The 23,368-nt window shown below is 68.2% G+C and carries 24 protein-coding genes and 1 tRNA gene; 17 read left to right on the forward strand and 8 right to left on the reverse strand.

Going from position 1 to position 23,368, the window contains the following annotated elements; translation table 11 throughout:
• Positions 1-50: 50 nt before the first annotated feature.
• A complete protein-coding gene (mazG, locus tag HMH01_RS08505; RefSeq protein WP_171324278.1) occupies positions 51-869 on the reverse strand; it encodes a nucleoside triphosphate pyrophosphohydrolase in 819 nt (272 codons plus the stop codon).
• 98 nt (positions 870-967) lie between these two features.
• Here mazG and HMH01_RS08510 point away from each other — a divergent pair, with 98 nt between their 5' ends.
• Positions 968-2,134: a M20 aminoacylase family protein gene (locus tag HMH01_RS08510; RefSeq protein WP_171324280.1), complete on the forward strand. Its 1,167-nt coding sequence runs from the start codon at positions 968-970 to the stop codon at positions 2,132-2,134.
• Positions 2,135-2,158: 24 nt separating this feature from the next.
• Here HMH01_RS08510 and HMH01_RS08515 read toward each other — a convergent pair whose 3' ends face one another.
• Positions 2,159-3,337, reverse strand: coding sequence for a cytochrome P450 (locus tag HMH01_RS08515; protein ID WP_171325313.1), 1,179 nt, complete (start codon positions 3,335-3,337; stop codon positions 2,159-2,161).
• A gap of 2 nt (positions 3,338-3,339) precedes the next feature.
• Complete coding sequence (locus HMH01_RS08520; RefSeq protein ID WP_171324282.1) at positions 3,340-4,500, reverse strand: trans-sulfuration enzyme family protein; 1,161 nt, start codon at positions 4,498-4,500, stop codon at positions 3,340-3,342.
• A 106-nt stretch (positions 4,501-4,606) separates the two neighbouring features.
• Between HMH01_RS08520 and HMH01_RS08525 the strand changes: the two genes are divergently transcribed.
• The 5 genes from HMH01_RS08525 to HMH01_RS08545 all read left to right on the forward strand — a co-directional run bounded on the left by HMH01_RS08525 (position 4,607) and on the right by HMH01_RS08545 (position 10,465).
• Entirely contained in the window at positions 4,607-6,427 is a 1,821-nt protein-coding gene (locus HMH01_RS08525) for a sensor histidine kinase (RefSeq protein WP_171324284.1), read from the forward strand.
• On the forward strand, positions 6,424-7,050 hold the full coding sequence (locus tag HMH01_RS18015; RefSeq protein ID WP_171324285.1) for a response regulator: 627 nt from the start codon (positions 6,424-6,426) through the stop codon (positions 7,048-7,050). The genes HMH01_RS08525 and HMH01_RS18015 overlap by 4 nt, the downstream gene beginning before the upstream one ends.
• A 233-nt stretch (positions 7,051-7,283) precedes the next feature.
• The gene (locus HMH01_RS08535; protein ID WP_171324287.1) at positions 7,284-8,285 is read left to right on the forward strand and encodes a DctP family TRAP transporter solute-binding subunit; all 1,002 of its coding nucleotides are present in this window, start codon (positions 7,284-7,286) and stop codon (positions 8,283-8,285) included.
• 102 nt (positions 8,286-8,387) lie between these two features.
• Positions 8,388-9,074 carry a TRAP transporter small permease gene (locus HMH01_RS08540; protein WP_171324289.1) on the forward strand — a complete coding sequence of 229 codons (687 nt, stop codon included), beginning with the start codon at positions 8,388-8,390 and terminating at the stop codon, positions 9,072-9,074.
• 5 nt (positions 9,075-9,079) lie between these two features.
• Complete coding sequence (locus HMH01_RS08545) at positions 9,080-10,465, forward strand: TRAP transporter large permease (protein WP_171324291.1); 1,386 nt, start codon at positions 9,080-9,082, stop codon at positions 10,463-10,465.
• A gap of 75 nt (positions 10,466-10,540) precedes the next feature.
• Here the strand turns inward: HMH01_RS08545 and gpt are convergent, their stop codons facing one another.
• The 3 genes from gpt to fabI are packed head-to-tail and all read right to left on the reverse strand — an operon-like array spanning position 10,541 to position 12,502.
• Complete coding sequence (gpt, locus tag HMH01_RS08550; protein WP_171324293.1) at positions 10,541-11,047, reverse strand: xanthine phosphoribosyltransferase; 507 nt, start codon at positions 11,045-11,047, stop codon at positions 10,541-10,543.
• Between the two features lie 11 nt (positions 11,048-11,058).
• Positions 11,059-11,679 (reverse strand): LysE family translocator, encoded by a 621-nt coding sequence (locus HMH01_RS08555; RefSeq protein WP_171324295.1) that lies wholly within the window; start codon positions 11,677-11,679, stop codon positions 11,059-11,061.
• 4 nt (positions 11,680-11,683) lie between these two features.
• The gene (fabI, locus tag HMH01_RS08560) at positions 11,684-12,502 is read right to left on the reverse strand and encodes an enoyl-ACP reductase FabI (protein WP_171324297.1); all 819 of its coding nucleotides are present in this window, start codon (positions 12,500-12,502) and stop codon (positions 11,684-11,686) included.
• A 103-nt stretch (positions 12,503-12,605) separates the two neighbouring features.
• On the opposite strand from fabI, the gene pdxH reads away from it, so the two are divergent.
• The 5 genes from pdxH to HMH01_RS08585 all read left to right on the forward strand — a co-directional run bounded on the left by pdxH (position 12,606) and on the right by HMH01_RS08585 (position 15,421).
• Positions 12,606-13,205, forward strand: coding sequence for a pyridoxamine 5'-phosphate oxidase (gene pdxH / locus HMH01_RS08565; RefSeq protein ID WP_171324299.1), 600 nt, complete (start codon positions 12,606-12,608; stop codon positions 13,203-13,205).
• Positions 13,206-13,220: 15 nt separating this feature from the next.
• Complete coding sequence (locus tag HMH01_RS08570; RefSeq protein ID WP_171324301.1) at positions 13,221-13,958, forward strand: SDR family NAD(P)-dependent oxidoreductase; 738 nt, start codon at positions 13,221-13,223, stop codon at positions 13,956-13,958.
• Positions 13,959-14,286: 328 nt separating this feature from the next.
• Positions 14,287-14,799, forward strand: a complete 513-nt coding sequence (locus HMH01_RS08575) for a cold-shock protein (RefSeq protein ID WP_171324303.1) — start codon at positions 14,287-14,289, stop codon at positions 14,797-14,799.
• Positions 14,796-15,275, forward strand: coding sequence for a DUF192 domain-containing protein (locus HMH01_RS08580; protein WP_343035196.1), 480 nt, complete (start codon positions 14,796-14,798; stop codon positions 15,273-15,275). Before HMH01_RS08575 ends, HMH01_RS08580 begins: the two co-directional genes overlap by 4 nt.
• A gap of 69 nt (positions 15,276-15,344) precedes the next feature.
• Positions 15,345-15,421 (forward strand) — tRNA-Pro (locus tag HMH01_RS08585).
• Here HMH01_RS08585 and HMH01_RS08590 read toward each other — a convergent pair.
• Together HMH01_RS08590 and HMH01_RS08595 are read right to left on the reverse strand one after the other, a co-directional pair.
• A complete protein-coding gene (locus tag HMH01_RS08590; protein WP_171324305.1) occupies positions 15,407-15,772 on the reverse strand; it encodes a DoxX family membrane protein in 366 nt (121 codons plus the stop codon). The genes HMH01_RS08585 and HMH01_RS08590 overlap by 15 nt on opposite strands.
• Before the next feature lie 16 nt (positions 15,773-15,788).
• The gene (locus HMH01_RS08595) at positions 15,789-16,499 is read right to left on the reverse strand and encodes a GntR family transcriptional regulator (protein ID WP_171324307.1); all 711 of its coding nucleotides are present in this window, start codon (positions 16,497-16,499) and stop codon (positions 15,789-15,791) included.
• A gap of 92 nt (positions 16,500-16,591) precedes the next feature.
• Between HMH01_RS08595 and HMH01_RS08600 the strand changes: the two genes are divergently transcribed.
• The 6 genes from HMH01_RS08600 to HMH01_RS08625 all read left to right on the forward strand — a co-directional run bounded on the left by HMH01_RS08600 (position 16,592) and on the right by HMH01_RS08625 (position 23,148).
• Positions 16,592-16,879 (forward strand): UxaA family hydrolase, encoded by a 288-nt coding sequence (locus HMH01_RS08600; RefSeq protein WP_171324309.1) that lies wholly within the window; start codon positions 16,592-16,594, stop codon positions 16,877-16,879.
• 10 nt (positions 16,880-16,889) lie between these two features.
• Entirely contained in the window at positions 16,890-18,071 is a 1,182-nt protein-coding gene (locus tag HMH01_RS08605) for a UxaA family hydrolase (RefSeq protein WP_171324311.1), read from the forward strand.
• Positions 18,072-18,142: 71 nt separating this feature from the next.
• Positions 18,143-19,099, forward strand: coding sequence for a Bug family tripartite tricarboxylate transporter substrate binding protein (locus HMH01_RS08610; RefSeq protein ID WP_171324313.1), 957 nt, complete (start codon positions 18,143-18,145; stop codon positions 19,097-19,099).
• A 55-nt stretch (positions 19,100-19,154) separates the two neighbouring features.
• Positions 19,155-21,119: a tripartite tricarboxylate transporter permease gene (locus tag HMH01_RS08615; RefSeq protein ID WP_171324315.1), complete on the forward strand. Its 1,965-nt coding sequence runs from the start codon at positions 19,155-19,157 to the stop codon at positions 21,117-21,119.
• Between the two features lie 17 nt (positions 21,120-21,136).
• The gene (locus HMH01_RS08620) at positions 21,137-22,144 is read left to right on the forward strand and encodes an Ldh family oxidoreductase (protein ID WP_171324317.1); all 1,008 of its coding nucleotides are present in this window, start codon (positions 21,137-21,139) and stop codon (positions 22,142-22,144) included.
• Complete coding sequence (locus HMH01_RS08625; protein WP_171324319.1) at positions 22,141-23,148, forward strand: aldose epimerase family protein; 1,008 nt, start codon at positions 22,141-22,143, stop codon at positions 23,146-23,148. The genes HMH01_RS08620 and HMH01_RS08625 overlap by 4 nt, the downstream gene beginning before the upstream one ends.
• The last annotated feature ends 220 nt before the right edge of the window (positions 23,149-23,368 follow it).

Consider the following 23,368-nt stretch of genomic DNA (forward strand, 5'->3'; position numbering starts at 1 on the left):
GGCATCCGGCGCCGCAACTTCCGCGCCGTCCGGGCAGGCGCGCCGGCGTCTCAGCCGCGCTCGCGCGCCTTGGCCGCATGCCAGAGCGCGTCCATCTCGGCAAGGCTCGCATCGGACGGCGTGCGCCCCTCGGCTTCAAGCGCCGCCTCGATCGCGGCGAAGCGGCGGGTGAACTTCGCGTTGGTCCGCCTCAGCGCCGCCTCGGGGTCGACACCCAGGTGCCGGCCCAGGTTCACCATCACGAACAGCAGGTCGCCGAACTCGTCCTCGATCCGGTCGGGGTCGGTGCCCTCGCTGACCTCGGCCAGTTCGTGCGCCTCCTCGACGATCTTGGCAAGCACGTCGCGGCGGTCGGTCCAGTCGAAGCCCACCCGCGCCGCGCGCTTCTGCAGCTTGAGCGCGCGCAGCAGCGCAGGCAGCCCCAGCGCCACCCCGTCCAGCACGCCCGCCGGCCCCGCGCCGGCGCGCTCGGCCGCCTTTATCTTCTCCCAGTCCTGCACCTGCTGCTCGGCCGACTTGTCGCGGCTCTCGTCGCCGAAGACATGGGGATGGCGGCGGATCATCTTCTCGGCCACGTCCCCCGCCACGGCGTCGAAATCGAACAGCCCGTCCTCTTCGGCCATGCGGGCGTGATAGACCACCTGCAACAGCAGGTCGCCCAGCTCGCCCCGCAATTCGCCGAAGGCGCTGCGTTCGATCGCGTCGGCCACCTCGTAGGCCTCCTCGATCGTGTAGGGCGCGATGCTCGCATAGGTCTGCTCGATGTCCCAGGGGCAGCCCCCCTCGGGGTCGCGCAGCCGCGCCATGATCGCCACCAGCCGCGCCATCGGCGCGCGGGGCAGTCCGTGTTCGTCGATGTCCTTGTTCATGCCGCTCCCTTACGCGCAGCCGCGGAGCGGTGCAATTCCCGGTTGCCCCGGTCCCGTGCGGCGCGTCATAACGGTGTGACGCCAGAGAAAGGAAGATCATGCCCGTTCTGAACCGCATCGCCCAGTTCCAGGAAGAGATGACGGCGTGGCGCCAGCATATCCACGCCAATCCCGAGCTTCTGTTCGACACGGTCGAGACTGCCGCCTTCGTGGCCGCGCGGCTGCGCGAGTTCGGCGTGGACGAGGTGCATACCGGCATCGCGCGGAACGGCGTGGTGGGCATCCTGCGCGGCCAGGGCGAGGGGCCGGTGATCGGCCTGCGCGCCGACATGGACGCGCTTCCCATCGAAGAGGCGCGCGACCTGCCCTACCGGTCGCAGACCCCTGGCAAGATGCATGCCTGCGGCCATGACGGGCACACGACCATGCTTCTCGGGGCTGCGAAATACCTGGCCGAGACGCGGAATTTCAGCGGGTCCGTGGCGCTGATCTTCCAGCCCGCCGAAGAAGGCGGTGGCGGGGCGCGGGTCATGCTCGAGGAGGGGCTTCTCGAGCGTTTCGGCATCTCGCAGGTCTATGGCATGCACAACTGGCCCGGCCTGCCCGTGGGCCGGATCGAGATGAACCGTGGCGCGACGATGGCCGCGGCCGACCAGTTCGACATCCGCATCCGCGTGAACGGCGCCCATGCCGCCTGGCCGCACCTGTCGGCCGATCCCATCGTGACGGGGGCCGCGATCGTCCAGTCGCTGCAATCGGTCGTGGCGCGCAGCGTCGATCCGCACCAGCCGGTGGTGGTGTCCGTGACCCAGTTCCAGGCCGGCAACACCCACAACGTGATCCCGGCCTCGGCGCATCTGAAGGGCACCGTGCGCACCATGGACGAGAGCGTGCGCAAGGACGTGGCCGCCCGCATCCGCCGCATCGCCGAAAGCGTGGCCGAGGCCCATGGCGCCGAGGTCGAGGTGGATTACCGCTGGGGCTATCCCGCCACCGTCAACGACGACCGGGCTGTGAGCTTCGCGCTCGATGTCGCGGGCGAGGTGGTCGGAGCCGGGAACGCCTCCGAGGGGCATTCCCCGCAAATGGGGGCCGAGGATTTCGGCTACATGCTTCAGAAGCGCCCTGGCGCCTATGTCTTCATCGGCAATGGCGACAGCGCGGGGCTGCACCATCCCGAATACGACTTCAACGACGCGGTCTCGCCGGTGGGCGCGTCCTTCCTTGCAAGGCTGGTCGAGCGCGCGCAGCCGGTCGCGCGCTAGGCGCGCGCCGGAAGCAGTCGCGCGCTAAGGCGCGCGCCGGACCCGCAGCGCGGTCAGCCCGTGGAAATGGTAGCGGTCCGCATAGCGCGGGCCGCCCTCCAGGGAAAGGCGCGGCAGGCGCTGGAACAGGATCGGCAGCGCGATCTCGATCTCGGCGCGGGCCAATGGCGCGCCCACGCAGAAATGGATGCCGGCGCCCAGCGACGTGTGCGGCCCTGCGGGCCGGGTGGGATCGAAGCGCGATGGCTCGGGAAAGGCAGCCGCGTCGCGGTTGGCGGCGGCCAGCAGCAGCCCCACCTCGTCGCCGGGGGCGAAGCGGTGGCCGGCGATCTCGGCCTCCTCGGTGCAGAAGCGGGTGAACAGGTGCAGCGGCGGGTCGAAGCGCAGCACCTCCTCGCACAGGCGCGCGGGATCGCAGGACCGTGCATCCAGCCCCGCCTCCAGAAGCGCCTTCACGCCGTTGGCGATGCTGTGCACCGTCGCCTCGTGGCCCGCGTTCAACAGCAGGACCAGCGTCGCGATCATCTCGTCCTCGGTCAGCCGGTCGCCCGCGTCGCGCGCGGCGATCAGATCCGAGATCAGGTCGTCCCGTGGCGCAAGGCGCCGCGCGGCGATCACCTCGGCCAGGCAGTCCGAGAATTCGGCGGCCGCCGTGCCCGCCGCCCGCTCGACCGCGCCGTCGCGCCGCGCCTGGTACATCGCGACCATCGCGTGCGACCAGTCCAGAAGCTGCGGCGCCATTTCCTCGGGCACGCCGATCAGCCGGGCGATGACGCGCACCGGCAGGGGTTCCGCAAAGCCGGTCAACAGGTCGAAGGTCTCGCCCTCGATCCGGTCGATCAACTCGTGCGCCAGCGTAGCGATCCCATCGCGCTGGGCCGCCACCGCGCGCGAGGTGAAGGCCGACAGCACCAGCTTGCGCAGCCGCGTATGCGCGGGTGGTTCCAGCGACAGAAGCGAGCGGTCCTCGAGCCGCTGGAACGGCTCCAGGTGCGGCGGCACCGGCTTGCGCCGCGCGGGCGGCACCTCGCGCCCGAAGCGGCGGTCGCGCAGAAGGCTTGAGACCAGCGCATGATCCCCCGTGACCGGAAAGCCGTACTCCTCCCAGACGGCAAGCGGGCCCAGGGCGCGCAGCCGCTCGTAGAACGGATAGGGGTCCTGGACGAACCCGTCCTCCCGCGGCGATTGCAGGATGCGGGGCAGGCTCACCCGGCGCGCTCCAGCGCCTGCGTCAGGTCCGCGATCAGGTCGGCCGCATCCTCGATCCCCACCGACAGGCGCAGAAGCTGCGGCGGCACGATGGAATAGGGGCCCTCGACGGCCTTGCGGTGCTCGATCAGGCTCTCCACGCCGCCGAGCGAGGTCGCCGGGATGAACACCTCGGTGAAACGGGCGACGTCCCGCGCGATGCTGCCATCGCCCGTCACCATCAGCGACAGCATGCCGCCGAAGCCGCCCTGCATCTGCGCCCGCGCGATGGCGTGGCCGGGATGGTCGGGCAGGCCGGGATAGAGCACCTGCGCCACGTTGGGGTGGCCCACCATCGCATGGGCGATGGCCATGGCGTTCGACGACGCCTTTTCCCAGCGCAGGAACAGCGTGCGCAGGCCGCGGATCAGCAGCCACGCCTCGAAGGCGGCGATCACGCTGCCCATCAGGCTGCGGACCTGGCGCAACTCGGCCGCCAGATCCCCGTCCACGGCCAGCGACAGCGCGCCCGCGGTCAGGTCGGAATGGCCGCCCATGTATTTCGTCGCCGAGTGAAACGCGACATCCGCGCCCAGCCGCAGCGCCTGCAGCGTGCAGGGCGGGGCGGCGGTGCAGTCGGCAAAGAGCAGCGCGCCGGCGTCATGGGCGGCCTTCGCCGCCGCCTCGATATCGACGATGTCCCAGTTCGGGTTTGCCGGCGTCTCGATCCACAGGATCCTGCTCTGGCCCGCGCGCAGCGCGGCCTTTGGCCCCTCGGGGTCGGCCTGGTCGTAGAAGGTGACCTCGATTCCGCGCCGTTCGGCCACCCGGTGCAGCCAGGTCTGGCCGCCGTGATACATCACCCTGGGTGCCGCGACGTGATCGCCCGCGCGCAGCGTCTCGAGCATCGCCGCGATGGCCGCCATGCCCGAGGCGAACAGCAGCGTGCGCGCCGCACCGTCCAGGTCGGCGATGACCGCCTCGGCATGTTCGACCGTCGGGCCGCCGTCGCGGCCGTAGATGTAGCGCTGCCGGGGCGCGTAGTCCGCATCGCGCGCAAAGGTCGACGACAGGTCGATCGCCGGCGTCACCGATCCCGTCACCGGGTCGATGTGGCGCAGCGCCTGGGCGGCGCGGGTGGCGGGGGAAAGGGGGGCGTTGCGGCGGCTCTGGGTCATCTGGGGTCTTTCCTGTCTCGTGCCGCGCGACACTGCCGTGCCGCCTTGCGCTTGACAAGCGGGGCGGTCCGCGCACCCTCTGGATCCCGGGGAGGATCGCCGCAGGATGAAGACCGGACGCATCGCCGTGCTGGCGGGAATGCTGGCTCTCGTGGCCGGCCTGTCGGTGCTGGCGGGCTGGCTCGGCCACCGTGCCGAGGTGATGCGCATGGAGCGCACCGGCAGCGCCACGCTGGAGCAGGCGGCCGACTGGCTGTCGGGGCAGGTGGACCGCTACCGCTACCTGCCGCCCCTGATCGCGCGCCACCCGCAGGTGCTGGCGGCGTTGCAGGGCGGGGCGCCCGCGCGGGAAGAGGCGAACCGCATGCTCGAGACGGCCGCCGACGTGTCCGGCGCGCTGGACATCTACGTCATGGACGGCTCGGGCCTGACCATCGCCGCGTCCAACTGGCTGCTCGATCGCAGCTTCATCGGTCAGAACTTCGTCTGGCGGCCCTATTTCCAGCGCGCGATGACGGGGGTGCTGGGCTATTACCACGCGGTCGGCACGACGTCGAACCAGCGCGGCTTCTACTTCGCCCATCCGGTTCGCGATCCCGCGGGCGCCATCATCGGTGCGGTCGCGGTCAAGATCGACCTTGGCCGGATCGAGGATGGCTGGCGGGTGGACCGTGACACGCTGTTCTTCAGCGACGCGCGCGAGGTGATCTTTCTCTCCAGCCGGGCCGAACTGGTGCTGCGCGCCCTGCGCCCGGATGGGCCGGGGCCGATCCCGCCCGGGGCGGATGCGGCGCAATATGCCGGCGTGAACCCGGTGCCGCTCGGCGGGCTCGATCCGGGCGAGGTGCATGGCCGCAGGCTGTGGCAGATGTCGGGGCTGGCGGCGCTTCCCGCGCGGGCCTTGTGGCTGGAACAGCCGATCCCCACGCTGGGCCTGACCGGGAACATCCTGCTCGACATGGCGCCCGCGGAACGCCAGGCGCTGCTCTGGGCGTCACTCACGGCGGCCTGCGCCGCGCTGGTGATCCTTGGGGCAACGGTCGCGCTTGAGCGGCGCGCGGCGCTCAGGCGGCAGCTTTCGACCGAGGAAAGGGCCAAGGCCCGGCTCGAGGCAGAGGTGCGGGCGCGCACGGCGGCGCTTTCGGCGGCGGTGGCCCGGCTCGAGAACGAGGTGTCGGAACGGATCGCGACCGAGGCGCGGCTGCGCACCGTCCAGGACCAGCTGGTGCAGGCGGAAAAGCTGCGCGCGCTGGGCGCCTTGTCGGCGGGGATCAGCCATGAGCTGAACCAGCCGCTGACGGCGATCCAGACCCTGGCCGAGAACGGCGGCCTGTTGCTCGAACGCGGCGAGCAGGCGCGCGCGGCGACCAACCTGGGCCGCATCGCGGAACTTGCGCAGCGCGGCGGGCGCATCATCCGCAACCTGCGCGCCTTTGCCCGCAACGAGGCGGAACCCGCGACGGAAGTCGATCTCGTGGCCGTGGTCGGCGACGCGCTCGACATTCTCGAGCAGAGGCTCGCGCAGGCCGGGGTAGAGGTGGAGTGGGACGCGCCGCGCGCGCCGGTCATGGTGATCGGTGGCCGGGTACGCTTGCAGCAGGTGGTGGTGAACCTTCTGGGCAACGCCAGCGACGCGATGGAGGGGCAGCCGGCCCCGCGCCGCGTGGTGCTGTCGCTCGAGCGGGGGGCGGGACGCGTGCGGCTCAGGCTGCGCGATACCGGGCCGGGGCTGGCCGATCCGGGGCGGCTGTTCGATCCCTTCTACACCACGAAGCCCGTGGGCACCGGGCTGGGGCTGGGCCTGTCGATTTCCTACGGGATCGTCCAGAGCTTCGGCGGCGAGATCCGCGGCGAGAATGCCAGCGACGGCGGCGCGGTCTTTACCGTCGAACTGCCCGCCGTGGGCGGCGCGTCGGTGGCGGCATGAGCGGCGGGGCGGGACGCGTGATCCTGGTCGATGACGACCGCGACGTGCGCGAGGCGCTGGGCGAGGCGCTGGAACTGGCGGATTACGCCGTGACCACCTGCAAGTCCTTCATCGAGGCGACCGATCATGTCCGGCGGAATTTTCCCGGCATCGTGGTCACGGATGTGCGGATGCCCGGCAAGGACGGGCTCGACCTGCTGGAGCGGGTGCGCAGCATCGACCCGGAACTGCCGGTGATCGTGCTGACCGGCGAGGGCGACGTGCCCATGGCGGTGCGGGCGATGGCCGGCGGGGCCGACGATTTCCTGGAAAAGCCCTGTCCGACCGCGCGCCTGCTGGAGGCGGTGGAGCGGGCGCTGGCGCGGCGGCGGCGCACGCTCGAGCGGCGCAGGCGGGGCGCCTCGCGGATGTTGCGCAGCGCGCTGGACGGGGTGGCGGGCGCGCAGGGGCTGGCCGCGCAGATGGACGTGGTCGAGAAGTACCTGATCGAACGCGCGCTCCGCGTCCAGGGCGGGCGGGTCGCCGCCGTGGCCGAGGCGTTGGGCCTGCCGCGCAAGACGCTTTACGACAAGCTCAAGCGCCACGGGATCGATCCCTCGGCCTTCCGCGACGGAAGCGGATGATTCGAGCGGCTGCCGTCGGGGCAACCTTGAAACACGATTTTGTGCGATTTTTCGCACAGTTCGTGCGTCGTCCCGGATGCGGGCGACCGTCGCGACCCGCGTAAGTATTTGAAATTCTGTTGAAACGCCTCGCACATTACCCGGGGGTCAATCGGGGGTTCGCGACAGGCGCGCTCGGCGGCTATCGTGTGGCGGTCACCGGAAACCGGGACCCAAGTCTAGGGAGAGCAACCATGAAGAAACTGTTGGGCGCCGTAGCGCTTTCGGCACTGATGCTTGGCGGGACGCAGGCGATGGCCGCCTGCGATCCGGGCGAGATGATCATCAAGTTCAGCCATGTGACGAACAGCGACAACCATCCCAAGGGCATTGCCGCCAACCTGTTCGCGCAGCGCGTGAACGACGAGATGAACGGCACCGCCTGCATGGAGGTCTATCCGAACTCCACCCTCTACACCGACGAGCAGGTGATCGAGGCGATGCTGCGCGGCGACGTGCAGTTCGGCGCGCCCTCGCTGTCGCTGTTCGAATCGATCACCAAGCAGTTCCGCATCTTCGACCTGCCCTTCATGTTCAAGAACCTCGAGGCGGTGGACGCGTTCCAGGCCTCGGAAGTGGGCACGCAGATCAAGGAAGGCATGGTGCGCCGCGGCGTGCTGGGCCTCGAGTTCTGGCACAACGGCATGAAGCAGATCTCGGCCAACAAGCCGCTGCTGATGCCCGAGGACGCGTCGGGGCTGAAGTTCCGCGTGCAGCCCTCGGACGTGCTGGTCGCGCAGATGGAGGCGCTGAACGCCTCGGCCCAGCCGATGGCCTTTGCCGAGGTCTATGGCGCGCTGCAGACCGGCGTCGTGGACGGGCAGGAGAATTCCTGGGCCAACATCTACGGCCAGAAGTTCTTCGAGGTGCAGGACGGCATCACCGAGACCAACCACGGGATCATCGACTACCTGGTGATCACCTCGGTCGACTGGTGGGAAGGTCTGGACGCGCCGGTGCGTGACCAGCTGCGCACGATCCTGGCCGAAGTCACCGACGCCCGCAACGCCGAGGTGGCCGCGGTCGACGCCAATGCACGCCAGCTGATCCTGGATGCCGGCGGCACTATCCGCGAGCTGACCGACGAGCAGCGCGCGGCCTGGGTCGCGGCGATGAAGCCGGTCTGGACGCAGTTCGAAGAGGAAGTGGGCGCCGAGAACATCGCCGCCGCACAGGCCATCAACGAACAGTTCTGATCCCCGCCATGGCAGATCGGGCGGCCCGAGGACAGATGTCCCGGGCCGCCTTTTGACACGCAGCACCGAATTGCAGCACCGAGTTTCAGGGGAGGCCTCGAGATGAGCGCCAGCGGCGCCTATGAACCCCGGACCGCGCTGGGGCGGTTCGTCCACAGCTTCGAGGAGACGGCCATTGCCGTGATGCTCGGGCTGATGACCCTCATCACATTCGTCAACGTCGTCCTGCGCTACGGCTTCAACTCCAGCCTGATCTGGGGCCTGGAGGTGGTGCTGATCCTGTTCGCCTGGCTGGTGCTTCTGGGCATGAGCTACGCGGTCAAGGTGTCGGCGCATCTGGGCGTGGACGCGGTGACGGCACTTCTGCCGCCCGATGCGCGCCGCGCGGTGGCGCTTCTGGCGGCGGTGGCCTGCCTTGCCTATGCGGGGCTGCTGCTGAAAGGGGCCTGGGACTACTGGGCGCCCTTCGCGGCCCTGCCCGAGACGACGGGCCGCTGGTTCCCCACCGGCCTGAACGAGAACACCCGCATCCGGTCCTTCTTCGAGACGGACCAGGTGCCGATGCCGGGCTTCCTGCGCTTTCTCGAGGATGCCATCAACGAGGGCGACCGCTACAGCAAGCTGCCGCGCGTCGTGCCCTATACCATGCTGCCCATCGCGGCGGCGCTGCTGCTCTACCGCCTCGTCGAGGCGACCATCGACATCTGGAACGGCCGGCGCAACAGCCTGATCGTCAGCCACGAGGTCGGGGACGCGCTTGACGAGCTTGCCAGACAGGACGGGAGATAAGGCCGATGGAAGTTGTCGTTCTCTTCCTGATGGTCATCGGCTTCCTGGTGATCGGCGTGCCCATCGCCATCGCGCTTGGCCTGTCGTCGATGGTCTTCCTGCTGGTGCTGTCGAACACGTCGCTGGGCGCCATCGCGCAGTCGCTCTACCAGGGCATGGCCGGGCATTACACGCTGCTGGCGATCCCGTTCTTCATCCTCGCCTCCAGCTTCATGTCCACGGGCGGCGTGGCGCGGCGGATCATCGACTTCTCGATCGCCTGCGTGGGCCATTTCCCCGGTGGCCTTGCGATCGCGGGCGTCTTTGCCTGCATGATGTTCGCGGCCCTTTCGGGATCGTCGCCGGCCACGGTCGTGGCCATCGGGTCCATCGTGATCGCGGGCATGCAGAAAGTGGGCTACCGCAAGGAGTTCGCCGCCGGCGTGATCTGCAACGCGGGCACCCTGGGCATCCTGATCCCGCCCTCGATCGTCATGGTGGTCTATGCCGCCGCGACCGACGTGTCGGTGGGCCGGATGTTCCTTGCGGGCGTCATTCCGGGCCTGCTGGCGGGCGGCATGCTGATGACGGCCATCTACATCTATGCCCGGGTCAAGGATCTGCCGCGTGGCGAGTGGAAGGGCTTTGGCGAGGTGCTGGAGACCGGCGCAAAGGCGGGCTGGGGCCTGTTCCTGATCGTCATCATCCTGGGTGGCATCTATGGCGGGATCTTTACCCCGACCGAGGCTGCGGCCGTCGCCGCCGTCTATGCCTTTCTTGTCGCGAACTTCATCTATCGCGACATGGGGCCGCTCAAGGCGCATGAGGACGATCCGACCCGGACGCCGCTGCCGCTTTACCGCAAGCCCTATGCGCTGGTGACGGCGTTCTTCCACGACGACACGAGGCGCACGCTGTTCGAATCGGGCAAGCTGACGGTCACGCTGATGTTCATCATCGCCAACGCGCTGATCCTGAAGCATGTGCTGACCGACGAGCAGATCCCGCAGCAGATCGCCGCCGCCATGCTGGATGCGGGTTTCGGCCCGGTGATGTTCCTCGTGATGGTCAACGTGATCCTGCTGATCGGCGGGCAGTTCATGGAACCCTCGGGCCTGATCGTGATCGTGGCGCCGCTGGTCTTTCCCATCGCCATCGAGCTGGGCATCGACCCGATCCACCTGGGCATCATCATGGTGGTCAACATGGAGATCGGCATGATCACCCCGCCGGTGGGCCTGAACCTGTTCGTGACCTCGGGCGTGGCGGGCATGTCGCTGATGGGCGTGGTGCGCGCGGCGCTGCCCTGGATGGGCGTGCTTTTCGTGTTCCTCATCATGGTCACCTATATCCCGGCGTTGTCGACATGGTTGCCGACCACGATGATGGGGCCGGAAATCATCATACGCTGACGGGGACGATCCCCCGAAACGAAGAAAGCCCGCGGTTCCGGCCGCGGGCTTTTTCGTGTGGGGCAGGGGCGGCGCTCAGTCCTTGCCGCGATAGGGCTCGACGTATTGCAGCGCCATGTCCCAGGGGAAGAAGATCCAGGTGTCCTGGCTGACCTCGGTGATGTAGGTGTCCACCATCGGCTTGCCCTTGGGCTTGGCATAGACGGTGGCGAAATGCGCCTTGGGATAGATCCTGCGGATCAGTTCCAGCGTCTTGCCGCTGTCCACCAGGTCGTCGACGATCAGGATGCCGGTGCCGTCGCCCATCAGGGCGGCATCGGGCGCCTTCAGCACCACGGCGTCCGACTGCTTCTGGTGGTCGTAGGATTTCACGCTGATCGTGTCCACGGTGCGGATGTCGAGTTCGCGCGCCACGATCATCGCCGGGGCCATGCCCCCGCGGGTGACGGCCACGACCGCCTTCCAGTCGCCGGCCTCTCCCGGTCCCATCTTTTCTAGCCGCCACGCAAGTGCGCGGCTGTCGCGATGGATCTGGTCCCAGGAGATGTGAAAGCCCTTCTCGTGTGGCAGCCTGTCGGTCATGGCGTGTTCTTTCAGCTGATGGCGAGGCGAAGCCCGAGAAGCCCCAGAACGCCGCCGCAGGCGCGGTCGATCCAGGCTTTCAGGCGCAGGTAGCGGGCGCGGATCTGCGGCACCGCGAAAAAGGTGGAAACGGCCAGGTACCAGGCGGTTTCCACGATGAAGATGAGGGCGAGGAGCACCGCGAGGAACGCAACCGATGCGTCGGGCGGGACCAGTGTCACGAAGACCGAGCCGAAGAAGATGGACACCTTCGGGTTGGCGATCTGCACCAGAAGCCCGTGGCGGACATCCCCCGTGCGGCTCAGCCCGTCCTGTCCCGCAAGCGTCATGTCGAGCGGCTCGGGCGCATGCCGCCAGAGCTGGTAGCCCAGCCACAGCAGGAAGCCCGCGCCGGCCACCTTCATCGCGAGATAGGTCCAGGGGGCGATCTCGAACAGAAGCGTCAGGCCGAACAGGGCCGCGGCGGCCCAGAGCATCGCGCCCAGGCCAAGCCCGACGGACATCCGCATCGCCGCGGCGCGGGTGCGGGCGGCTGACGTGCGCGCGATCAGCACGAAGCTGGGTCCGGGCGAGACGGCGGCGGCGAAATGCGCCAGCACAAGCGGCAACAGGATCAGCGCCGCGTCGCGCATGATGTCACTTCCGGCCAACGACCACGTCGATATCGGGCGCGTCCTCGGCCTTCATGCCGATGACGTGATAGCCCGCGTCGACGTGATGCGTCTCGCCGGTCACGCCGGAGGACAGGTCCGACAGCAGGTAGAGCGCGGATTTGCCGACCTCGATCTGGTCCACGTTGCGCCGCAGCGGCGAGTTCAGCTCGTTCCATTTCAGGATGTAGCGGAAATCGCCGATGCCGCTGGCGGCCAGCGTCTTGATCGGACCGGCCGACAGCGCGTTGACCCGGATGTTCTTGGGGCCCAGGTCCATCGCCATGTACTTGACCGACGCCTCCAGCCCGGCCTTGGCGACGCCCATCACGTTGTAGTGCGGCATCACCTTTTCGGCGCCGTAATAGGTCAGCGTCAGCATCGAGCCGCCCTGGTCCATCATCTTTTCCGCGCGCTGCGCGACGGCGGTGAAGGAATAGATCGAGACGTTCATCGTCAGTTGGAAATTGGCGAAGGTCGTGTCGACATAGCGGCCGCGCAGCTCGTTCTTGTCCGAGAACGCGATGGCATGGACGAGAAAGTCGAGCCGGCCCCATTTTTCCTGCAACGTCGCGAAGGTCGCGTCGATCGAGGCGTCGTCGGTCACGTCGCAGGGCAGCACGATCTCGGAGCCGAGTTCCGCCGCCAGCGGCTGCACGCGCTTGCCCATCATCTCGCCCTGGTAGGTGAAGGCCAGCTCGGCGCCCTGCTCGTGGCAGACCCGCGCGATTCCCCAGGCGATGGACTTGTCGTTCGCCAGACCCATGATCAGGCCGCGTTTGCCCTGCATCAGCCCCTGCGCCATGAGAATTCTCCGAAAATTGCCAATCCCTTTGCAATTCGGTCTATGGGAATATTATCACCCCCGCAAGGCTGGAGCATGGAAAGCAGGACAGGGCGGCGAAGCGATGGACAGGCACGGAATATTCGCAGGCGACAATCCCTTCGACATCGCGCGGCGCTGGCTGGACGAGGCGTGGGATGCCGAGATCAACGATGCGAACGCGATCGCGCTGTCCACGGTGGATGCGCATGGCATGCCGAATGTGCGCATGGTGCTGGTGAAGGAGATCGAGCAAGACGCCTTCGTCTTCTACACCAACTACGGATCAGTGAAGGCGGGAGAGCTGGACGGCGCGGGCAAGGCCGCGTTCCTCTTCCACTGGAAGTCGCTGCGCCGCCAGATCCGCGTGCGCGGCACCGTCACCCGCGAGGATGGGCCGCAGGCGGATGCCTATTACAATTCCCGCGGACTGGGGTCGCGGCTTGGCGCCTGGGCGTCGCAGCAGAGCAGCGTGATCGCCAACCGCGCCGAGCTGGAGGCGCGGTTGCGCGCGGTGCAGGCCGAACATGGCGAGAACCCGCCGCGGCCGCCTTTCTGGGGGGGCTTCCGGGTCAAGCCCGTCAGCTTCGAGTTCTGGGCCGATGGCGAGCATCGCCTGCACGACCGGTTCCGCTGGCTGTCGGACGGGCAGGGGGGCTGGACCATCGACCGGCTGTCGCCGTGAGCGGGGGCCGCACCAATGGCCGATGATCGCAAGACGCTGCTTCTGACCGGGGCAAGCCGGGGCATCGGCCACGCGACCGTGCGGCGCTTTTCCGAGGCCGGCTGGCGGGTGCTGACCTGCTCGCGCCACCCCTTCCCGGAAAACTGCCCCTGGGACGCGGGCGAGGAGGATCATGTCCAGATCGACCTGTCGGACCCGAAGAACACGATAGCCGCCATCGACGACATCCGCCGCCGGCTGAAGTCCGGCCGGCTGGAGGCGCTGGTGAACAATGCCGGCATCTCTCCCAAGGGGCCTGACGGGGCGCGGCTCGACACGCTCAGCACCGATCTGCGGACCTGGGGGCATGTGTTCCACGTCAACTTCTTCGCCTCGGTGATCCTTGCGCGGGGGCTGGTGGCGGAGCTTGCCGCGGCGCGGGGCGCGATCGTCAACGTGACCTCGATCGCGGGCTACCAGGTGCATCCCTATGCCGGGGCGGCCTATGCGACCTCCAAGGCGGCGCTTGCGGCGCTGACCCGCGAGATGGCCCATGATCTGGGCCCGCGCGGCATCCGCGTGAACGCCATCGCTCCGGGAGAGATCGAGACCGACATCCTGTCGCCGGGGACCGAGAAGCTGGCAGAGCGCATTCCCCTGCGCCGACTGGGCCAGCCGCGCGAGGTGGCCGACACGATATTCTTCCTGTGTTCGGACGCCTCGTCGTACATTTCGGGGACGGAAGTGGAAATCAACGGCGGCCAGCACATCTAATGATGGAAGTATCGAAATATGATACAACCTGAGATTGATAGGATCCAACGCCTGTGTCGCGATGGCAAAACATCGGCGGAAAAATGTGAATTTTTGGGCGTCTGGGATGCATACTTCTATCGAACCGTGCTAGCGTATCACGGTGTTGTTAACTGACGGCGGTGCAGCTTTGCGCAGTCGGCAGGTTTTGGGGGCGGCTCGCCCGTGTATCTGGACGGGCCGATGTGGTGCAGGGGTCGTTGCCTTGGCCGGTGTCCGCGGGGACGCGGGTCCGGGCGCGCACTACGCTTTGAGTGATCCAGACCAAGGGCTGACGCAGGGCTGAAGAATGATAAAAGGTCACGTGAAGTGGTTCGACTCCACTAAGGGCTATGGGTTCGTCGTGGTGGACGACAACCTTGGCGACGTGTTGCTGCACGCGAATGTCCTGAGGAATTTCGGTCGCAGCTCGGTTGCCGAGGGTGTCGAGATTACTATGGACGTGCAGGGCACCGAACGCGGCCGGCAGGCCGTGGAAATCCACAGGATCGAGGCGCCGGAGCCGGGCGCGGAGCTTGAAGAGCCAGCCGCCGCCGAGACGGATGCCGAGCTTCCGGAACTGCTGCCCGCGCGGGTCAAGTGGTTCGACAAGGCCAAGGGCTTCGGCTTCGTCAACGCCTTCGGCGATCCCGACGACATCTTCGTCCACATGGAGATCCTGCGCCTGAACGGCCTTGCGGATCTGCAACCGGGCGAGGCGGTCTGCGTGCGCACCAAGATGGGCCCGCGTGGCAAGACCGCCTACGAGGTCCGGACCTGGGATCACGCCAATCTCGTGATGCGGCGGGCGCGCCAGGCGTGAGGGCCGTTGCCGCACTGACGGCCGCCCTGATCCTCGGGGCGATGCCGCTTGCCGCGCAGGAGGTCTGCGCGCCCGATGTCGTGGACCTGCGCTCGGGCGATGTGACGGCGCGCTTCACGGTCGAGGTGGCGGATACCCCGGAAAGCCGGGCGCTGGGGCTGATGAACCGCCCCGAGATGCCGCAATTCGCGGGCATGCTGTTCGTCTACGAGGCGCCGACGCGGGCAAGTTTCTGGATGAAGAACACGCTGATCTCGCTCGACATGCTGTTCGCCGACGAGACCGGGACCGTGACGCGCATCCACCGCGACGCCACGCCGCTTTCCACCGATCCGATCCCGGGCGGGGACGACATTCTCTATGTGCTGGAGATCAACGGCGGCATGAGCGATCTTCTGGGCCTCGCCGAGGGCACGCAGCTGCGCCATCCCGCGATGGACCCCGCGATCGCCGCCTGGCCCTGCCCGCAGGGCTGACGGCGCGCGGCATTTCCGTTTCAGGATTTCGCTTTCCAGTCCGGGCCGGGTCGGCTATGTCCCGCCCATCGGGGCGTGGCGCAGCCTGGTAGCGCGACGGTTTTGGGTACCGTAGGTCGTAGGTTCGAATCCTATCGCCCCGACCACCATCTGCCGGGGGCAGGGCGGCTGGCCAGGACCATCAGCCCGCCGGCTATGGCCCAGTTCTTCACGAAGATCGTCATCTGCCACGGGTCCTCGGGGATCAGGTGGAAAAAGCTCGTGATCCCGCAATAGGCGGCCCCCAGCAGCGCCCAGGGCTTCGGGTCGCGCGCGATCACCAGCATCGCAGCAAGGCCCGCGTTCAGCGCGGCGGCGGGCCAGACCAGCAGGCCGGGCAGGCCCCATCCTGCCAGAAGCAGGCGCACCGGGTCGGGGTCGGACAGCTTCTGCGCGGCGCCGCCCAGGAACAGGGCCGCGATCAGGATGCGGCCGACGAGGTCGATAGCCCGGTCCATGGGTCCGGTCCTTTCGTCAGTTCAGCGCCACCTGGTAGTGCTGGAAGCTAGTCTCGAACCAGCTCTGCCGCAACTCCACCGCCGTCCCGCGCAGGTCGCGCGCCACCCTGTGCGCGCGCAGAAGCGGCGCGCCGGGCGCGATGCCCAGCTGCGCCGCCTGATCCGGGGCCGCCGCGACGGCCGAAAGCGAATCCTCGGCCCGCGCCACGGTCACGCCCGCCGCCGACTGGTAGTAGCCGTACAGCGCGTTTGGCAGCGCCGTGTCGGGGCCCAGGCCCGGAAAGCGCTGCGGGTCGAGGTAGATATGTTCGATGATGGCAGGCCGGCCGCCCACGGCGCGCAGGCGCTGGATGCGCCAGACCTGCCGCCGGCCGGTGTCGAGGGTGCGGGCCACATCGGCGGGGGCCTGGATCCTCTCGATCGCGTGGCGCAGGGTGGTGGGCACCACCGGCGCGCCGGCTGCGTCCTGCATGCGGAAGAAGTGGAAGAGCGAACGCGCCTCGGTCTGTTCGGGCACGAATGTGCCGCGGCCCTGGCGGCGTTCCAGCAGGTTGTCGGCCGCCATCGCGTCCAGCGCCTTGCGCACGGTGCCCTGGCTTACGCCCATCTGGGCCGCCAGCGCGAATTCCGAGGGCAGCGCTTCGCCGGCCTTCCACTCGCCATCGGCGATGCGGGCGGTCAGGGCTTCGCGCACCTGGAGGTAGAGGGGTCTGGCGACGGCTTCCATGGGATGAGAAATAGCAGCCTTGTCCCGGCAAGGGAAGTGTGTTGTAAGATGTCTTATATAAGACTGAAGGCCCGAGTCGTAAGGAGGACCCAATGGCACATCCGCACCTGCTGGTGCATGACAAGAAGGACAATGTTGGCGTGGTGGTGGTCGAGGGACTGACCGCCGGAACCGACATGCTTTGCGTCGTGACCGAGGACAACAGCGATTTCCGTCTGACCGCCAAGGCGGATATCCCGATCGGCCACAAGGTGGCGCTGGTCGAGCTGAAGGAAGGCGACACGATCATCAAGTACGGCGAGGATATCGGCCGCATGATCGGTTCCGCCGAGAAGGGTGGCCATGTGCACACCCACAACCTGAAAACCAAGCGCTGGTAAGGGGGCATTCATGGCTTACGATGCAAGCAATCTGACCGTCAGCGCCTGGCGGCGCGAGAACGGCCGTGTCGGCGTGCGCAACCACGTCGTCATCCTGCCGGTGGACGACATCTCGAACGCCGCCTGCGAGGCGGTGGCCAACAACGTGAAGGGCACGCTCGCGATCCCGCACGCCTACGGCCGGCTTCAGTTCGGCGAGGATCTGGAACTCCATTTCCGCACCATGATCGGCACCGGCGCCAACCCCAACGTGGCCGCCGTGGTCGTCATCGGGATCGAGCCGGAATGGACCAAGGTCATCGCCGACGGCATTCGCGCGACCGGCAAGCCTGTGGCCGAGTTCTCGATCGAGCAGAAGGGCGATTTCGAGACGATCCGCGCGGCAAGCTGGGCGGCCAAGGAATTCGTCCACTGGGCGACCGAGCTTCAGAAGGAAGAGTGCCCGATCGCCGATCTGTGGGTCTCGACCAAGTGCGGCGAGAGCGACACCACCACCGGCCTGTCGTCCTGCCCGACCGTGGGCAACATGTATGACAAGCTGATCCCGAACGGGCTTTACGGCGTGTTCGGCGAGACATCCGAGATCACCGGCGCCGAGCATATCTGCGAGAAGCGCGCGGCCAACCCGGAGGCGGCGGCGAAGTTCCGCAAGACCTGGCAGGCCTATCAGGACGACGTGATCGAGGCGCACAAGACCAACGACCTGTCCGACAGCCAGCCCACCAAGGGCAACATCCTGGGCGGTCTGTCGACCATCGAGGAAAAGGCGCTGGGCAACCTCGAGAAGATCGGCCGCGAGTGCACCTATATCGACGTGCTCGAGCCGGCAGAGGCGCCGGCCAAAGGTGCGGGCCTGTACTTCATGGACACCTCGTCTGCGGCGGCGGAATGCGTCACGCTGATGGCGGCGGCGGGCTATGTCATCCACACCTTCCCCACCGGGCAGGGCAACGTGGTCGGCAACCCGATCGTTCCCGTCATCAAGATCTCGGGCAACCCGCGCACCCTGCGCACCATGTCCGAGCATATCGACGTGGACGTGACCGGCGTGCTGACCCGCGAGATGACCATCGACCAGGCCGGCGACGCGCTGATCGACATGATCCGCCGCACCGCCAACGGCCGCCATACCGCGGCCGAGGCGCTGGGCCATCGCGAGTTCTCGATGACCAAGCTTTACCGCTCGGCCTGATCCGTGCAGTCTGGCGACCGGCGGATCCAACCGCCGGCGCCATATACAAATACCAAAAGGGAGGACGCCCAATGAAAATCCGGAACGCATTGACCGCCGCAACGGTCCTGACGCTTGCCACCTTCGGGGCCGCGCAGGCGCAGGACTGGCCCTCGGGCAACGTGGATTACATCATCCCGTTCGGCCCGGGCGGCGAAAGCGACATCACCGCGCGGCTGCAACAGCCCTATTTCGCCGAGAAGTTCGGCCAGCAGCTTGTGGTGTCCTACCAGCCGGGCGGCGGCGGTGCCGTCGGCTGGTCGCAGCTGAACGGCATGGCGGCCGACGGTTCGGTCATCATGGGGGTGAACCTGCCCCATATCGCGCTTCAGCCGCAGCAGGGCGATGTCGGCTACCAGACCGATGACATCGCGGTGGTGCACATGTTCCACTACACGCCCGACGCGATCCTCGTGTCCGCCGACAGCGAGTTCCAGACCCTCGAGGATCTGATCGCCCATGCGAAGGAGAACCCGCGCCGCGTGATCTTCTCGGGGTCGGGCAAGGGCACCGCCAACCATCTGGCGCAGGTTGCGCTCGACAAGCTGGCCGGGATCGAGACGACCTATGTGCCCTTCCAGGGCACCGGCGCCTCGGTGACGGCGCTTCTGGGCAACCAGGTCACGGCGCAGTGGGGCTACACAACCGTGGCAGCCCAGCAGGGCGAGGCGGTTCGCATGCTGGCCGTCGCCATGGAAGAGCGGCACGCGGCTTTCCCGGATGTGCCCACCTTCCGTGAACTCGGGTACGACCTGGTGGGCGGCGCCTATCGCGGCGTTGCCGTGCCGAAGGACGCCTCCGAAGAGGTCAAGCAGGCCGTGGCCGACGCCATCGCCGCGATCAATGCCGATCCGGACTTCCAGAAGCAGATGAGCGATGGCGGCTTCGCCCTGTCGAACATCGCCTATGGCCCGGACATGGACGCCTTCATGGCCGACCGCGTTGCCGCCTATACCGAAGCGGCCAAGTCCGCCGGCGTGATCGAGTGACCCACAGGGTCCGGGCGCCCATCGGTGCCCGGACCGACCTGACAGGCGGCCCACGATGCTGGAACATCTGATCGCGGCGCTGACGCCGCTCAACCTCGCCTTGGCGCTTGGCGGTGTCGCGGCCGGTACGATCATCGGATCGATTCCGGGCCTTACGGCGACGATGGCGGTGGCGGTGCTGGTGCCCGTCACCTTTGCCATGACCCCCGACAGCGCGCTGATCCTTCTGGGGGCGATCTATACCGGGGCGATCTATGGCGGGGCCTATTCGGCGATCCTGCTGCGCACGCCGGGAACCCCCTCGGCCATCGCCACCACCTTCGACGGCTACCCGATGGCCAAACGCGGCGACGGCGATCTGGCGATCACGCTTGCCTGTCTTGCCAGCGTCGGCGGCGGTCTGGTGGGCGCGCTGGCGCTGCTGTTCCTGGCGCCACCGCTGGCGGACGCGGCGCTGGCCTTCGGCCCGGTCGAATATTTCTGGCTGGCCATGCTGGGCCTGAGCCTGATCTCGGCGCTGTCCGAGGGCGATTTCATCAAGGGCCTGCTTGGCGCCACGCTGGGGCTGATGCTGGCCATGATCGGCCTGTCGGAAACCAGCGGCGAGGTGCGCTACACCTTCGGGTCGCAGACGCTTCTGGGCGGGATCGAGGTCGTCTCGGCGCTGATCGGGCTTTACTGCATCCCGGTGCTGATCGACCTGGCCGCACGACCCGACCGCCACCTCGAGGAGGTGGGCACGCCCCGCGGCTTCCGCCTGGCCGAGGCGACGGCGGTGCTGATGCGCGAGAAATGGAACCTGATGCGTTCCTCCTCGATCGGTACCATCGTCGGCGCGCTGCCCGGCGCCGGCGGCTCCATCGCCGGGCTGATCGCGTACTCCGAAGCCAAGCGCACCGCCCGCAAGGGAGAGACGGCCTATGGCGAGGGCGCGCCGGGCGGGATCGTCGCGACCGAATCCTCGAACAACGCAACCGTCGGCGGCGGCTTCATCCCGACGCTCGTGCTGGGCATTCCCGGCACGCCGCCCGACGCGGTGATCCTGGGCGCGCTGCTGGTGCAGGGGGTCCGCACCGGCCCGGCGCTCTTCAACGATGGCGGCGCCACGGTCTATACCTTCATCTTCGGGCTGCTGATCGCCACCGTCCTGATGCTGCCCGTGGGGCTGCTGATCGGGCGCTTCGCGTTCCGCGCCATCGTCAAGGCGCCCACGGCGGCGCTGGTCGCCTCGGTCGCCTTCATGACGATCATCGGGTCCTACGCGATCCGCAACAACATCTCGGACGTCTACATGATGGTGCTGCTGGGCGCGCTGGGCTGGGTGCTGTCGAAGCGGGGCTTCGCCGTCTCGCCCATCGTGCTGGGGCTGATCCTGGGCCAGATCGCCGAACGCGGCTTCGTGCAGAGCTGGACCATCGGCACCGCCTTGGAGGATCTGCCGGGGCAGTTCTTCGGGCGCCCCATCTCGATGGTCATCATCGCGATGATGCTGCTGACCTTCCTCTATCCGTTCATGCCGCTCCTGAAGGCGCGGCTCAGGGGCGAGCGGGCGCCGCTGGGGCCCCGCGCGCCGTGGGCCGCCGTGCGCAACGATACCATCTCCTTCGGGCTGTTCGCGGCGCTGGCCATCGGCGCGCTGGTCCTGGCCGAGGCGCTGAACCCCGAGGCGGCGGTCTTTCCCCAGACCATCGCCTGGGCGATGCTGGTCTTTGCCGTGATCGGGCTTGCGCGCCTGTTCCTGACCCGCCGGGTGATCGCCTCGCAGGTCACGGGTTCTGTCCCGCGCATGATCCTCGTGCCGGTGGTGATGATGGTGGCGGTGGTCGCGGTTCCCGTTCTGGGTTTCGGCGCGGCGGGGCTGGTGCTGAGCCTTGCGCTCGTGGTCGTGGCAGGGCATGGCTCACCGGGGGTCGGGGTGGTGGCCGTTCGGCTGGCCGCCGTGGCGGCGGTCGCCGTGCTGGTGACGCTCGGCTTCCGCGAGATCCTGTCCGTGCCGCTGCCGCGCGGAATGCTGTTCTGATACAACCGGAGTGATCCATGACTGACGAGGTGCTGAGCCTTGAGGATGCCCGCGCGCTGGTGCGCGCGGCCCTGATCGCGTCGAACACGTCGCCCGAGAACGCCGCCCCCACCGCCGAGGCGCTGGTCCGGGCCGAGGCGGACGGGCAGGGCGGCCACGGGCTGAGCCGGGTGCCGTCCTATGCGGGCCAGGCCGCAACCGGCAAGGTGCAGGGCCATGCGGTCCCCAGGCTGGTCGAACTCAGCCCCGCCGCGATCCGGGTCGATGCCGGCCACGGCTTTGCCTATCCCGCCTTCGGGCTGGCGCTGCCGGAGGTGGTGGCGCGGGCCAGAAAGCTTGGGATCGCCGCCGCGACGGTCCACCGCTCGCATCATTTCGGCGTGGCGGGCCATCACTGCGAGACGCTGGCCGAACAGGGGCTGATCGCCTTCGTCTATGGCAACGCGCCCAAGGCGCTGGCGCCCTGGGGGGCGCGCGAGGCGGTGCTGGGCACGAACCCCATCGCCTTTGCCGCCCCCATCGCGGGGGCCGCGCCCCTGGTGATCGACATGGCGGTGACGACGGTCGCGCGCGGCAAGATCAACGCCGCCGCCCAGGCCGGAGAGCCGATCCCCGAGGGCTGGGCGCTGGATCCCGAGGGGCGGCCCACGACCGATGCGGCCCTGGCGCTCAAGGGCACGATGGCGCCCATCGGCGGGGCCAAGGGTGCAGCACTCGCGCTGATGGTCGAGGTGATGTCCGCCTGCCTAGCCGGGGCGGCACTCGGCTCCGAGGCGTCGAGCCTTTTCGACGCCGAAGGCGCGCCCCCCGACCTGGGCCAGAGCATCATCGCGCTTGACCCCGAGCTGCTGTCGGGCGGCAGTTTCGCCGCGCGGATGGCGACGCTGGTGGGCAAATATGACAGCCTTGACGGGGCGCGGCTGCCGGGGATGCGCCGGCTCGACGCCCGCGCCCGCGCAGCAGCCGAAGGGCTGCGCGTGAAACCGGCGCTTCTGGCGCAGATCCGGGGGATCGCCGGCCAATGACCCGCATCCGCAGCATCGGCGCACACGAGGGCGCGAGCGTGGAGGAGGCCGTGCTCGATTCAGGGCAGGCCCGTATCGCGATCATGAATTACGGCTGCGTCATCCGCGACTGGCGGGTAGAGGCCGGGGGCAGGGCGGTGCCCTGCGTGCTGGGCTTCGAGAAATTCGCCCCATACCCCGAACATTCCAAGTCCTTCGGCATCATCGCGGGCCGCGTGGCGAACCGCACTGCCGCCGGGCGCTTCAGCCTCGACGGGCGGACCTACCAGTTGCCTGTCAACAACGGGCCGAACCACCTGCATGGCGGCCCCGTGGGGCTTGGCAAGCGGATCTGGGAAATGGCCAGCGACGGGCCGGACGCGGTGATCCTCCACTACCACAGCCCCGACGGCGAGATGGGCTATCCCGGCGCCGTCGATTTCGAGGTGCGTTTTTCGCTGAAAGGCGCGCGGCTCACCTGCGAGATGACGGGCCATCCCGACCGGCCCACGCCGATCAACCTGGCCCAGCACAACTACTACAACCTGAACGGCGCGGGCGACATCCTGCGGCATCGTTTGCAGATCGCGGCCAGCCGCTACACGCCGGTGGACGCGACCCTGATCCCGACGGGAGAGATCGCGCCGGTCGCGGGCACGCAGCTCGACTTCCGCCAGATGGCCGAGGTGGGGGCGGTGGATCCCGGCCGGATCGGCGCGGACCACAACCTGGTGCTGGATGAGGGTCGCGACCCGAAGGCGCCGGCGGCGGTGCTCGAATCGGACCTCACCGGTCTGCGCCTGCGGGTCTGGACCGAAGAGCCGGGGATCCAGCTTTTCACCGCGCAGCCCATGCAGATCGCGGTGCCGGGCCATGATGGCGTGATCTATGGCCCCTTCGGCGGCCTCTGCCTCGAGGCGCAGCATTTCCCCGACAGCCTGAACCATCCCGAATGGCCCTCGATGATCGCCACGCCCGACCGGCCCTACCGGCAGCGGCTGGAGCTGGAGATCGCGCCGCTCTGAGGTGTCTTTGAGGGCACATTCTGTGGCCCGTCCGAATCTGGGCGGGCCATGTTTTCCACCGACCCCAGGCCCGAAGCGGCGCTTACCCACAGGCGCGCCGGGGTTTGTGACGGCGCTGTGACGCGTCGCGCCAAGCCTTTGAGCCACAAGCGAAAAGCCGCGCTGCATCAATGCGCGTCGGTGCCCCGCTTGCGCCGCTTATCCCCATGATCCACAGCGC

Origin of the sequence: Halovulum dunhuangense (assembly GCF_013093415.1) — a bacterium.
GTDB lineage: Bacteria > Pseudomonadota > Alphaproteobacteria > Rhodobacterales > Rhodobacteraceae > Halovulum > Halovulum dunhuangense.

Excerpts from the sequence above, each read along its gene's own strand:
- mazG (WP_171324278.1), bottom strand. The coding sequence starts at position 869 with ATGAACAAGGACATCGACGAACACGGACTGCCCCGCGCGCCGATGGCG.
- HMH01_RS08510 (WP_171324280.1), top strand. The coding sequence starts at position 968 with ATGCCCGTTCTGAACCGCATCGCCCAGTTCCAGGAAGAGATGACGGCG.
- HMH01_RS08520 (WP_171324282.1), bottom strand. The coding sequence starts at position 4,500 with ATGACCCAGAGCCGCCGCAACGCCCCCCTTTCCCCCGCCACCCGCGCC.
- HMH01_RS08525 (WP_171324284.1), top strand. The coding sequence starts at position 4,607 with ATGAAGACCGGACGCATCGCCGTGCTGGCGGGAATGCTGGCTCTCGTG.
- HMH01_RS18015 (WP_171324285.1), top strand. The coding sequence starts at position 6,424 with ATGAGCGGCGGGGCGGGACGCGTGATCCTGGTCGATGACGACCGCGAC.
- HMH01_RS08535 (WP_171324287.1), top strand. The coding sequence starts at position 7,284 with ATGAAGAAACTGTTGGGCGCCGTAGCGCTTTCGGCACTGATGCTTGGC.
- HMH01_RS08540 (WP_171324289.1), top strand. The coding sequence starts at position 8,388 with ATGAGCGCCAGCGGCGCCTATGAACCCCGGACCGCGCTGGGGCGGTTC.
- HMH01_RS08545 (WP_171324291.1), top strand. The coding sequence starts at position 9,080 with ATGGAAGTTGTCGTTCTCTTCCTGATGGTCATCGGCTTCCTGGTGATC.
- gpt (WP_171324293.1), bottom strand. The coding sequence starts at position 11,047 with ATGACCGACAGGCTGCCACACGAGAAGGGCTTTCACATCTCCTGGGAC.
- HMH01_RS08555 (WP_171324295.1), bottom strand. The coding sequence starts at position 11,679 with ATGCGCGACGCGGCGCTGATCCTGTTGCCGCTTGTGCTGGCGCATTTC.
- fabI (WP_171324297.1), bottom strand. The coding sequence starts at position 12,502 with ATGGCGCAGGGGCTGATGCAGGGCAAACGCGGCCTGATCATGGGTCTG.
- pdxH (WP_171324299.1), top strand. The coding sequence starts at position 12,606 with ATGGACAGGCACGGAATATTCGCAGGCGACAATCCCTTCGACATCGCG.
- HMH01_RS08570 (WP_171324301.1), top strand. The coding sequence starts at position 13,221 with ATGGCCGATGATCGCAAGACGCTGCTTCTGACCGGGGCAAGCCGGGGC.
- HMH01_RS08575 (WP_171324303.1), top strand. The coding sequence starts at position 14,287 with ATGATAAAAGGTCACGTGAAGTGGTTCGACTCCACTAAGGGCTATGGG.
- HMH01_RS08590 (WP_171324305.1), bottom strand. The coding sequence starts at position 15,772 with ATGGACCGGGCTATCGACCTCGTCGGCCGCATCCTGATCGCGGCCCTG.
- HMH01_RS08595 (WP_171324307.1), bottom strand. The coding sequence starts at position 16,499 with ATGGAAGCCGTCGCCAGACCCCTCTACCTCCAGGTGCGCGAAGCCCTG.
- HMH01_RS08600 (WP_171324309.1), top strand. The coding sequence starts at position 16,592 with ATGGCACATCCGCACCTGCTGGTGCATGACAAGAAGGACAATGTTGGC.
- HMH01_RS08605 (WP_171324311.1), top strand. The coding sequence starts at position 16,890 with ATGGCTTACGATGCAAGCAATCTGACCGTCAGCGCCTGGCGGCGCGAG.
- HMH01_RS08610 (WP_171324313.1), top strand. The coding sequence starts at position 18,143 with ATGAAAATCCGGAACGCATTGACCGCCGCAACGGTCCTGACGCTTGCC.
- HMH01_RS08615 (WP_171324315.1), top strand. The coding sequence starts at position 19,155 with ATGCTGGAACATCTGATCGCGGCGCTGACGCCGCTCAACCTCGCCTTG.
- HMH01_RS08620 (WP_171324317.1), top strand. The coding sequence starts at position 21,137 with ATGACTGACGAGGTGCTGAGCCTTGAGGATGCCCGCGCGCTGGTGCGC.
- HMH01_RS08625 (WP_171324319.1), top strand. The coding sequence starts at position 22,141 with ATGACCCGCATCCGCAGCATCGGCGCACACGAGGGCGCGAGCGTGGAG.